Source organism: uncultured Neglectibacter sp. (assembly GCA_937958185.1).
Lineage (GTDB): Bacteria > Bacillota > Clostridia > Oscillospirales > Acutalibacteraceae > Acutalibacter.
This window is the reverse complement of sequence record CALFFN010000032.1, coordinates 18309-29308: the sequence shown is the minus strand read 5'-3', so window position 1 is coordinate 29308 and position 11000 is coordinate 18309. Positions and strand designations below refer to the sequence as shown.

The window sequence follows — 11000 nt, the reverse complement described above, 5'->3', positions numbered from 1 at the left end:
TTCCTTTCCGATTTCCCTCGCCCCTCATAACTCCACGTTCCTTTATCTTTTTTGCTTTTTTGCTCGTGAACCCTCTCCGTACAAACAACAACTATGTTTCCCGACCGCAACCTACTACTCTCCATGCTGAAAAACTGCGGTGAGCGCGTCCCGGTGGGGGGGACTCTGACCCGACCGAGCCGACAGGCGAGAATGGGCGCTCGTGAACCCTCTCCGTGCAAACAACGACTATGTTTCCCGACCGCAACCTACTACTCTCCATGCTGAAAAACTGCGGTGAGCGCGTCCCGATAAGGGGGACTCTGATCCGACCGAGCCGACAGGCGAGAATGGGCGCTCGTGAACCCTCTCTGTACAAACAACGACTATGTTTCCCGACCGCAACTTGCTACTCTCTATACCAAAAAAGCCGCTGCAGATCAGAGCGAAGATTTTTACATCTCAATCATAACAATTTTGTGATTGTTATTATACTACACTTCTTTTCTTTTGCAAAGAGAAATTTTTCAAACTTAAAATATTGTGGAAACAAATAGAAATTCTCTCATTCTTTTGCCAGGGTTCGTAAGCCCTCCGACAAAGCGGCAGTCAAAGCGTCAATATCTTCCTCCGTGGTAAAGCGGGAAAAGCTGACGCGGAGGGCGGAGGAAATGCGCTCCCTGGGCAGCGACATGGCTTCCAGCACATGGCTGGGCTTTGCCCTGCCGCAGGCAGAGCCGGAGGACACGTAGATCCCCCGTTCCGACAGAAAATGGAGCATGGTTTCCGCCCGGACAGTGCCGGCAGAAAAATTCACAAGATAGGGCAGCCCATCTTCCGGGGAATTGCATTCCACCCCCGGCAGCTCGGAAAGCTGTTTTCGGAGCAGGGCGTTCAGGCGCTCTATTTTGGGCAGCACCTCCGCGGGCTTTGGCAGCTGGCGCACCGCCTCGCCGAAAGCGCAGAGCAGCGGAACGCTTTCCGTGCCGGAGCGCATGCCCCTTTCCTGCCCGCCGCCGAAAGCGCGGGGCAGAACGCGCGCCCCCTTACGCACATACAGCGCCCCCGCACCCTTGGGTCCGTGGAGCTTATGGGCACTGATGGTAACAAGGTCCGCCCCCAGCTTCTGGGGGGTAAACTCCAGCTTGCCAAATGCCTGCACGCAGTCCGTATGCAGCAGGGCGGGGGATTTCTTCCGCCGAATAGCTTTTGCCGCCGCCTGGACGGGGAAAATTGCCCCGGTTTCGTTATTCACCAGCATGATACTGACCAGAACCGTTTTTTCGTCGATGGCTTCCGCCAGCGTTTCCTCGGAAATATGCCCGGCGGCGTCCGGCTTCAAATAGACCACCTCATAGCCCAGCTTTTCCAGCTCTTTCATGGGCTTCAGCACGGAATCATGCTCCACCGCCGTGGTGACAATGCGGCTGCCCCTGCGCTTTCCCGCTTCCGCCGCGCCGAACACCGCCAGATTGTTGGCTTCCGTCCCGCCGGAGGTAAAAAGCAGCTCCTCCGGCCTTGCTGCCAGCCGGGCGGCAACAATGCCGCGGGCGGCTTCCAGCTCCTGCTTTGCCCGAAAGCCCCGGCTGTGGAGCGACGACGGGTTGCCGAACTCCTCCGTCATTATCTGCGCCGCCTTTTGTGCCGCCTCTGGCAGCACCGGGGTGGTGGCGCTGTTATCCAAATAGTGCTCCGTCATACCGTTTCTCCTTTTTCCCGCCTATCTAACAACTAACAACTAACAACCAGCTTCCGATAACCGGCGGCAAAATCTATCTGGTTGCGCAAAGGTTCCCCGGCGAGGAAGCGCCGCAAATTTTCCTCCGCCAGTTCCACAATGCGCTCGTGGGTCTCCTTCAGGTGGTAATAGCCGGAAATGTGGGGCGTGACGACTGCCGTGGGCAGCCGCCACAGCCGGTGCCCCGGGGGCAGTGGCTCCGGCTCGGTCACGTCCAGCCCGGCGCCGCCCAGCTTACCGCTTTCCAACGCGTCACACAAGGCTTCCGTGTCCACAATGCTTCCTCTGCCCACATTCAGCAGCACCGCGCCGTCCTTCATGCGGGCGATCCTTTCCCGGCTGATGAGGTTTTTTGTGGCTTCCGTGCCCGGCAGGGTGATTGCCACCACATCGGCGCGGGGCAGCAGGCTGTCCAGCTCATTCAAAGTGGCGACCTCGTCGGCATAGTCCGGCTTTTCCCGAACGGTCCTGCGCACGCCGATGACCTTCGCCCCCAGCGCCTTGCACCGCATGCCAAATTCGCCGCCGATATCCCCCATGCCGAGAACCAGCACGGTAGAGCCCCAAACGGAGCTCACCGCTCCCAAGGACTGCCAAGCCCCTGTTTTCTGCGCGTCCCGGTACAGCTCCAGCTTTTTCATAAGCTCCAGCAGCATGCCCAGCATATGTTCCGCAATGGCAAGCCCATACGCCCCGGTGGAGTTGGTCAGCAGGACGTTTTCCGGCAGCACCCCGGGCTGCAAATAAGGCTCTACCCCGGCGCTGCCGGTCTGTATCCACCGCAGCCGGGAAAAATGCTTCAATAAACTGGGGGACACATTGCCCAGCAGGATATCCGCCCAGCCCATGTCCTCTTCTGTGAGCAGGGGACGTTCCGCCAAATCGGTAAAGCCCAGGCGCCCGTCAAAGCATTCCCCGGTCAGCCCGCGCACCCGCAGCTCGCACCCGGGCGCGGCATCTTCCAGCCGCTGCTTCTGCCGCTGTTCCAGCGGAATGACCGTCAAAATGTGATAGTTCATGGAAAAAATCCTTTCTTTTTTGAAAAGCGGCTTACAGCCCCTCGATCTCGTCCAGCCAGATCTGCCTGCTGGCGTCGCTGGGCATACGGAAATCCCCCCGCGGGGACAGGGTAACGGAGCCCACCTTCGGTCCGTCCGGCAGGCAGGAGCGCTTAAACTGCTGGCCGAAGAACCGGCGGTAAAAAACGGTCAGCCAATGCTTCACGGTTTCCGGCGAATAGTCGTCCTGGAAGGAACGGCACGCCATGCGGTAGATTTTTCCAGGGCGGAAGCCGAACCGCAGCATATAGTAAAGGAAAAAGTCGTGCAGCTCATAGGGTCCCACCACTTCTTCCGTCTTCTGGGCGATCTCGCCGTCCTTCGGGGGCAGCAGTTCCGGGCTGACGGGGGTGTCCAGCACGTCTTCCAGCGCCTGCCGGAGCCTGTCGCCGCTGTGCTCCGCCTCATAGCGGACCAGATGGCGCACCAGCGTTTTGGGAATGGAAGCGTTCACGCCGTACATGGACATATGGTCGCCGTTGTAGGTCGCCCAGCCCAGCGCCAGCTCGGACAGGTCGCCCGTGCCCAGCACAATGCCGTTTACCTTGTTTGCCATGTCCATGGCGACCTGGGTGCGCTCCCGCGCCTGGGAATTTTCAAAGGTCACGTCCAGCTTGTCCATGCTCTGCCCAATGTCGGCAAAATGCTGCTTAACCGCCTGCTCGATGGAAATTTCCGCAAAGTCCACTCCCAGCTCCTCCGCGATTTTCTGGGCATTGCTCTTGGTGCGGCTGGTGGTGCCAAAGCAGGGCAGGGACAGCGTGTGTATCCCCTTGCGGGGCAGGTCCAGGCGGTCAAACGCCCGCACGGCTGCCAGTAGCGCCAATGTGGAATCCAGCCCGCCGGACAGGTTCAGCACCAGGTCCTGACAGCCGATATGGGACAGCCGGGTAGCAAGCCCCACGGACTGCATGGTCAAGATCAGCTCGCAGCGGCTGGAAAGCCCCTCCTTATCCTGGGGCACAAAGGGATAGCGGGAGAACACCCTGCCGGGAGCAAAGCTTTCCAGCGTCTTTTCCTCGTAGCGGAACGGGATATGGGGCAGCTCCCGGCGGGAAGCCGTTTCTTCCTGCCATGTGTTCATACGGCGGCGCTCCTGAGAAAGGCGCTCGATATCCACCTCGGCGGTGAGCAGCCCGGTGGTGAACAGCCGGCTCTCGTTTAAGAGGGAGCCGTTTTCGGCAATGATATCGTGCCCGGCAAAGACCATATCCGTGGTGGATTCTCCCAACCCACTGTCCGCGTAGACATAGGCGGCAAGCAAGTGTCCCGACCAGGATTTCACCAGCTCCCGGCGGTACTCCGCCTTGCCGATGGTCTCATCGCTGCAGGAGGGATTCAGCAGCACGGTGGCGCCGTTTTGCGCCAGCTGGGCGCTGGGCGGCTCCGCCCCCCACAAATCCTCGCAGATCTCCACGCCGAAGCACAGCCCTTCCACGTTTTCACAGGAAAAAACCATGGAGCCGAGCAACGTCTCCTGCCCGGCAAATTCCAGGAAAAAGCTGTCCGCCGGGGCAGGAGTAAAATGCCTTGCCTCGTAAAATTCAGAATAATTGGGGATATGGGTCTTGGCGGGAATACCCAGCAGCTCTCCCCGCTGGAACACGGCGCAGCCGTTGTAAAGCCCCCCGCGCGCCGGAACAGGCACGCCCACGGCGCAGAGGATATCCAGCGCTTCCGTGTCCTTCATCAGCCACATCAGGCTTTCCTCGGCAGCGTCCAGCAGGGTCTTGTCCCGGAACAGGTCGCCGCAGGTATAGCCGGTCAGCGACAATTCCGGGAAGCAGACCGCGCCGCAGCCCTCCTTTGCCGCCTGACGGATCAGGGCGGCGATGCGCCGGGCGTTTTCTCTGGGATCCGCCACCTTCACCTCGGGCGTGGCGGCGGCAAGCTTCAAAAATCCATCTTTCAAAAAGGAACTCCCCTTTCTTGGTGTTCATGCAGAAAATATGGGCGTATTCTGAACTCCCCAGCGTCATAGCGGCGCTGGGGAGCAAAGCTTTCCTTATGAATTGTCCGGCTGCCAGAAACGGTCGTCGTCCGAGTCGGGCTCCGGCGGTTCCGGGGTCACCACCGGGTCTGGCTCCGGCGTGACGACGGGGTCGGGCAGCGGGGGCGGGGTCGGATCATCTACCGGGGGCGGCGTGGGGTCGTTCCCCGGGGAGGGCGTGGGCGCCGTGGTGGGGGTAGCCTCCGGCGTGGTGCTGCCGGACTCCTTGGAGGTATCCACCTTGCCGGTATCCGTGCCGGGTCCCACGGCGTAAATGGTGCCGGTAGGCTCGTAATAGGAGGAGGGCAGCTCCTCGGTCTTTACGGTGGCGTCGCCCTTATAGAAGGTTCTCCATGCCCGGGCGGAATAGCCGCTGTTGCCGGAGGAACGGCGCACATACTGCCCCTTTTCCAGATTGGGGTCCTCCGTAAAGCTGACGCCGGACAGGGGCTCCTCATAGCCTGTCTGCTCGCTGCCCACGGTGATCTTGTTCCATTCCTTGGGGAAGCAGCCGTAGAAATTCACATGAAGGGTCACATCGCTCATCCAGGAGAGAATGTACACCGGGGTGGAGAGCGGGTTGCGGAACTGGAAGTCGATATTGCCGTAGTCCACCGTGGCGTCCAGCCCGATAGGGCAATAGGAGGAGGGCTCGCTGTGGCAGTCCCGCTCCACGATCTCCATGCCCGCCAGCAGCGCCGCATTGTACAGGGTGGTAGAGCCCTGGCAGATACCGCCGCCGTAAACCTGTACGTGCAGACCGCCCATCAAGCCGCCTGCGGGAAGCCAGCCGGCGTCGGGGTTGGTGCTGTCGCCGATGGTGCCGTTATAGGAAAAGGTCTGCCCCGGCTGCAAAACAGTGCCGTTCACATGGGACAGCGCCAGCGCCATATTGCTGTTGCCGTTTGAGGTATTGGTGGATTCCGTGGTATAAGAGGACATGAGCTTGAAATTCTCGGAGAGATATTTCTTGGTCAGCTCCGGCTTTGTCTCCAAAAAAGCGGTCTGCACGGCGCCGCCCTTTTTCTGGGACAGCAGCTGCCGCACGCTTTTCAGCGTTGTCACCATGTCCGCCCGGCTGCCGTTCTTTTCCTCGGTAAACTGGAAGGTTCCTGTGCTGCTGTCATAGCCTGCCACAGTGGCGTTCTGCCCCTGCACATAGCAGTTTTTGGCTGCCGCCTGTAATTTCTGCCTGCCGGATTCCGCCAGGTCGGTGACAAAGGAAAGGGGGTGGTCTCCCGTTTTCCTGCTTTCCAGCAGCTTCGGCAGGGTCTGCTCCAGCACCTCTTTCACTTCAAAATCCGCCTTGGTCAGGGACACGGTATCGTCCCGGAACTTCACGGTGATCTCCATGGTTTTCAGCTTTTCCTCCATGGCGTCCCTGGCGATCTCCAGCGCCTGGGGCACGGTTTTGCCGGAAATATCCTTGCCGCCGATGCTTGTCCCCTCCGCAAACAGGGTAGGGTCGGAAACCTCCGACGACACCGCGGAAGATTCTTCCTGCTTTTTCCCCACAGAACAGGCGGAAAAGCCCGTCAACAGCAGCAGCGCCGCCGCTGCCAGAAGGATCGCTTTTCTCCAGTTTTTCATAAAAAGTCCCTCTTTCTTAACAGATATCCCAATACTTTATTTTCACGCAACAACAAATTGCCCGTGTCTTCCCTTTCAGGCTGTCCTTTACCAGTATTTCCAAAAAAACGGGAAACCGGCTTTTTGCCCCGGATTTTTTCCCGCAATAATTGCCTGCCATCATTATACCTGCCCCACTGTCAAAAGTAAAGTTTCAAATTCGTTACGAACCTGATTTCTCTTAAGAAATCCTGAAACGTTTTTTACGGCGCTGGTCTTTTCCAGCCCGATATGCTATACTGGAAAGCACAGAAGAAAATTCGGTTCAGTTTTTGCACATAAGGAGGATATTTATGAAGATCATGCTTTTAACGGCTGCCACGGGCGGCGGTCATCTGCGGGCCGCCCATGCCGTAGAGCAGTACATCAGGGAAAATACCGATTGCGACGTGGTCACCGTGGACACACTGAAGGCAGTGGGAAAATGGCTGGACAAGACCATCTGCGACAGCTACCTCTTTATGGCAAAAAAGGCTCCGGCGCTGTTCGGCAGGCTGTATAAGCGCACCAACAAGCAGAACCATTTCTCCAACCTGGTGCCAAAGCTTCTGGGGCTGTTCAGCAACCTGCTGCTGCCCACCATCGCCGAACACCAGCCCGACGTCATCATCACTACCCACCCCTTTGCCACGGAAATGGTGGCTGACCTCAAGGAGGACGGTCTCGTCACCGCACCGCTGATCTGCATTATCACCGACTACGGCGTTCACCGGGCGTACATAGCGGATCAGGTAGACGCTTACGTCACGGCGAGCGAGGATATGCTGCCGGAGCTGATGACCTTTGGCGCGGACCCGGAAAAGGTGCATTCTTTCGGCATTCCCGTTCACGGGGTGTTTTTCGACCCCGGCGACCGGGAGGGGCTGCTGCGGGAGCTGAAGCTGGACGCCGACCTGCCCACCCTGCTGTTTATGGCGGGCAGCTTTGGCGTGTCCAATATCATCAAGCTGTACCGAAAGCTGGAAGCCACCGATGTGAAAATGCAGATCATCGTCATCACGGGGCGGAACAAAAAGCTGTATGAGGCCTTTGAAAAGGAGCTGGCGATCGGCTCCCGCATTCCCACCAGGCTGGTCTTTTTTACCGACGAGGTGGAAAAGTATATGCACGCCGCCGACCTGCTGGTCACAAAGCCCGGTGGGCTGACGGTATCGGAAGCGCTGGCGTGCGGGCTGCCCATGGCGGTGTTTGACGCCATTCCCGGACAGGAGGAGGATAACGCCAACTTCCTTGCCACCCATGATATGTGTGTCCGCCTGCAAAAGGACGGGGATTTCGCCGGAGAGATATCCAACCTGCTCCGGGAAAAGGAGCGGCTGCTGTCCATGCGGAAAAACTGCGAGGGCTTTGACAAATCCCAGTCCATTCCCAATCTGCTGGAGCTGATCTATCGGCTGGTAAACGAAAAACAGAGCGCCCAAGAGGAGAGAGTATGAGCTTTTCCAAACAGGACTACCAGGCTGTTTTACAGGAATTTTCCACCCTGTCCGACGAGAAATACAAACGCTTTAACGAAAGCCTGATCCCCGGCACAAAAACTGCTTACGGCGTCCGTGTCCCGGAGGTCCGCAGGCTGGCAAAACAGATCGTCAAGAACGACGCGGAGGGCTTTTTGGCGGTTTCCCGCCCGGATTCCTTTGAGGAGATACAGCTGCGGGGCATTGTGATCGCTTCCATGAAAACAGAGATGAGCCGCCGGCTGGCACTCACGGAAGCTTTTCTTCCCCTGATCGACAACTGGGCTGTCTGCGATACTTTCTGCGGTTCGTTTTCTTTGAAAAAAGAGCCTGACAGGGCGGCGATGTGGGCATTTTTGCAGCCTCTTTTCCAGGACGAACGGGAATTTTTTGCCCGGTTTGCCGCCGTGATGCTGCTGGGGCACTTTGTGACGGAAGAATACATTTCAGCCGACCTGTCCCTGCTGGAACACATGACCCAGGAGCAGTATTATGTGCAGATGGCGGTGGCATGGGCAGTTTCCGTCTGCTATGTGAAATTCCCGGCGGAAACGGAAGCGCTGCTGAAAAAGCGCTGCCTGTCAAAATTCGTGCAGAACAAGTCCATTCAGAAAATCCGGGAATCCTACCGGGCAAGCCGGGAGCAGAAAGATTCCCTTTTGCAGTGGAAGCTGTAAGTTTACCAGCGGGGGCATATTGCCCTGCCACTTCCGCTGCGCTTTGATAAGTTGAAAAACAAAATGAAATGCGGGGAGAACAACATGGAAAACAACGGGATACTCGCAGAAACGGAACGGTTGATTTTAAGAAGGTACCGGGAAGATGATGTACAGGACTTATTTGAGTATTTGTCGGACCGGGAGGTTGTGAAATATGAACCCTATCAGCCGATGGTCTTCGAGGAAGTAAAAGAGAATCTGGAATGGCGTATCGGCACAGAGGAAATGGTAGCTGTTGAACTGAAAAAGTCCCACAAAATGATTGGGAATGTATATCTGGGAAAGCGAAATTTTGAAGCACTGGAGCTGGGATATGTATTCCATCGGAAATATTGGGGGAACGGGTATGCCGCCGAAAGCTGCAAAGCTTTAATCCAGCGGGCGTTTTCCAACGGCGTACACAGGATTTACGCGGAATGCGACCCCGACAATGAGCGCTCCTGGAAATTGCTGGAAGCGCTGGGGTTCCAGCGGGAAGCCCATTTCAGAAAGAATGTGTATTTCTGGAAAGATAAAGCCGGAAAACCGATTTGGAAGGATACCTGCGTATACGCCAAATTAAATAAAAATGCGTAAATTTTCATTTACGGAGCTGCAGACCGGCAAAACGAAATGACGGTCTTTATAAATTAGAGCCGTTTCCCCTCGGTTTTGTAACAATATTTTTCCTGTTTTTTTAGAAAAGACGGCAAGGACAGAGCTCTGTCCTTGCCGTCTTTCTATTAAGATCACTCTATTCGCCGCAGGGGGAGGGTCAGCCCTGCAGGGAAGCCATATCCGATCTGCCTGTATTTTCCGACAGGGTCAGCTCAATGGTGCCGCCCTGCTGCCCGGTCAGGCTGCGGTCAACGGTGAGCGTGACCGTATCCCCCGGCTTTTTATTGGCAATATATGCCGTGATGGTGGAGCTGGAGGTGATCTGGGTGTCGTCGATAGCGGTGATCATATCGCCGCGGCGCAAGCCGGATTCCGCCGCCGTATCGGTGGTGACCTGGGTCACGTAATATCCGGCGTTCATGCCATAGAAGCTGGCGGTCAGGCGGTCCACATACTGCCCGGAGAAGCCCGGCATTGCCCGGTCCTTCACATAGCCGTACTCGATCAGGTCGGAAACGATGGGCTGCACGGTGTCGGCGGGAATGGCAAAGCCAAGCCCCTCATAGCCGGTGGCAACAATTTTGGAGGAATTGATGCCTACCACGTGCCCGTTCATGTCCACCAGCGCGCCGCCGGAATTGCCGGGGTTTATTGCCGCGTCGGTCTGGATACACTTCATGCTGTAGCCGGTGTCGCTGTTGGTCACTTCCCGGTTCAGGGCGGAAATGTGCCCAAAGGTCACGCTGGAATTGAGCTGCAAGCCGCCGGGATTGCCGATCGCCATGACCTCATCCGCCACCTGCAGGTCTTCAGAGGAGCCGAACTCCGCCGGGGTCAGCTCGTCTTCGGTGGTGATCTTGATGACTGCCAGATCGGTCTGAGTGTCTTCTCCCACAAGCTCCGCTTCGTAGGTCAGCCCCTCGGAGGTGACCACCTTCAGGCTTGTGGCGCCGTCCACCACGTGCTGGTTGGTGACGATGTAGCCGTCCTTGGAAATAATGATACCGGAGCCTTCCCCGGCGGGGGACAGGCTGCCCTGGTCGCTGTTATCCACATAGCCGCCGAAGCCAAAGGGAAACCCGCTCTGCTGTGTGATCTGATAATTCTGCACGCAGACCACGGAGGGGATCAGCTTCTGCGCCACCTCCTGAGAGGTGAGGCCGCTGCCTGTGACGGTGGGGGTAACCGCCTGAGAGCTGTCCGCTTTCTTGTAAATGGTGAAAGCCGCCGTTTTTCCTTCCTCGCCGGAGGACTGGACATTCACCACGCCGTTCTGGATCATCAGCGCGAACACGCCGACGGAGCTGAAAGAGACCACAGCGCAGGCAAGCACTGCCGCTGCCGCTTTGAGGAAGACCTTTCCGGCTTTTTTGCCGGAGCGCTTCTTCTTTGGGGGCTGCGCCGGGGCATAATACGCGCCGGTTTGGGGGTTCCAGGTATAAGACGCCTGCCTGGGCTGCTGGGGCGCGGTGTAGGTGGGAGCGGCTGTAGGGGAATAGGTCGTGCCGCTTTGGGGATATGCCGTGTGGTACACGGGATTTTCCCTCGTAGGCGCGCTCTGCTGTCCGTTCGACTGTACCGCACTGGGCTGGTTGGCGCTTGTCTGCGCCGGCTGTGCGGCAGGCGTGCCCGCCCCGGTCTGCGCCGTGTAGGGGCTTGCGCCCGTGCCATAGCCCGGGTTCGTGGGCTTCTGATAGCCGGAGCTCTGCTCCGGGCTTTGGTTGGTGCTGTCTGTATGATAATTTTTGTTGTCGTAGGGGTTATACATAAAAACCGCCGCTCCTTTCACAATGCGTTGGGTGGCAGGTCTCCCTGCCCTCGTTATGACAATAG

Annotated in this window: 8 protein-coding genes; 3 read left to right on the top strand and 5 right to left on the bottom strand. The window is 57.8% G+C overall.

What is annotated here, in order from left to right:
• Window positions 1–544 precede the first annotated feature (544 nt).
• The 4 genes from AB8996_RS10470 to AB8996_RS10455 all read right to left on the bottom strand — a co-directional run bounded on the left by AB8996_RS10470 (window position 545) and on the right by AB8996_RS10455 (window position 6355).
• The gene (locus tag AB8996_RS10470; protein WP_369298932.1) at window positions 545–1678 is read right to left on the bottom strand and encodes a cysteine desulfurase family protein; all 1134 of its coding nucleotides are present in this window, start codon (window positions 1676–1678) and stop codon (window positions 545–547) included.
• Window positions 1679–1710: 32 nt separating this feature from the next.
• Entirely contained in the window at window positions 1711–2736 is a 1026-nt protein-coding gene (locus AB8996_RS10465) for a D-2-hydroxyacid dehydrogenase (RefSeq protein ID WP_369298931.1), read from the bottom strand.
• 31 nt (window positions 2737–2767) lie between these two features.
• Window positions 2768–4687: an NAD(+) synthase gene (locus AB8996_RS10460; RefSeq protein ID WP_369298930.1), complete on the bottom strand. Its 1920-nt coding sequence runs from the start codon at window positions 4685–4687 to the stop codon at window positions 2768–2770.
• Window positions 4688–4780: 93 nt separating this feature from the next.
• Entirely contained in the window at window positions 4781–6355 is a 1575-nt protein-coding gene (locus AB8996_RS10455; RefSeq protein WP_369298929.1) for a VanW family protein, read from the bottom strand.
• Between the two features lie 332 nt (window positions 6356–6687).
• Between AB8996_RS10455 and AB8996_RS10450 the strand changes: the two genes are divergently transcribed.
• The 3 genes from AB8996_RS10450 (at window position 6688) to AB8996_RS10440 (ending at window position 9146) form a co-directional block, all read left to right on the top strand.
• Window positions 6688–7830 carry a glycosyltransferase gene (locus AB8996_RS10450; RefSeq protein WP_369298928.1) on the top strand — a complete coding sequence of 381 codons (1143 nt, stop codon included), beginning with the start codon at window positions 6688–6690 and terminating at the stop codon, window positions 7828–7830.
• Window positions 7827–8528 (top strand): DNA alkylation repair protein, encoded by a 702-nt coding sequence (locus AB8996_RS10445; RefSeq protein WP_369298927.1) that lies wholly within the window; start codon window positions 7827–7829, stop codon window positions 8526–8528. Before AB8996_RS10450 ends, AB8996_RS10445 begins: the two co-directional genes overlap by 4 nt.
• Before the next feature lie 84 nt (window positions 8529–8612).
• The gene (locus tag AB8996_RS10440; protein ID WP_369298926.1) at window positions 8613–9146 is read left to right on the top strand and encodes a GNAT family N-acetyltransferase; all 534 of its coding nucleotides are present in this window, start codon (window positions 8613–8615) and stop codon (window positions 9144–9146) included.
• Between the two features lie 178 nt (window positions 9147–9324).
• On the opposite strand, the gene AB8996_RS10435 is transcribed toward AB8996_RS10440, so the two are convergent.
• Entirely contained in the window at window positions 9325–10935 is a 1611-nt protein-coding gene (locus AB8996_RS10435) for a trypsin-like peptidase domain-containing protein (RefSeq protein ID WP_369298925.1), read from the bottom strand.
• Window positions 10936–11000: the final 65 nt, after the last annotated feature.

Excerpts from the sequence above, each read along its gene's own strand:
- AB8996_RS10465 (WP_369298931.1), bottom strand. The coding sequence starts at position 2,736 with ATGAACTATCACATTTTGACGGTCATTCCGCTGGAACAGCGGCAGAAG.
- AB8996_RS10435 (WP_369298925.1), bottom strand. The coding sequence starts at position 10,935 with ATGTATAACCCCTACGACAACAAAAATTATCATACAGACAGCACCAAC.
- AB8996_RS10440 (WP_369298926.1), top strand. The coding sequence starts at position 8,613 with ATGGAAAACAACGGGATACTCGCAGAAACGGAACGGTTGATTTTAAGA.
- AB8996_RS10450 (WP_369298928.1), top strand. The coding sequence starts at position 6,688 with ATGAAGATCATGCTTTTAACGGCTGCCACGGGCGGCGGTCATCTGCGG.
- AB8996_RS10470 (WP_369298932.1), bottom strand. The coding sequence starts at position 1,678 with ATGACGGAGCACTATTTGGATAACAGCGCCACCACCCCGGTGCTGCCA.
- AB8996_RS10445 (WP_369298927.1), top strand. The coding sequence starts at position 7,827 with ATGAGCTTTTCCAAACAGGACTACCAGGCTGTTTTACAGGAATTTTCC.
- AB8996_RS10455 (WP_369298929.1), bottom strand. The coding sequence starts at position 6,355 with ATGAAAAACTGGAGAAAAGCGATCCTTCTGGCAGCGGCGGCGCTGCTG.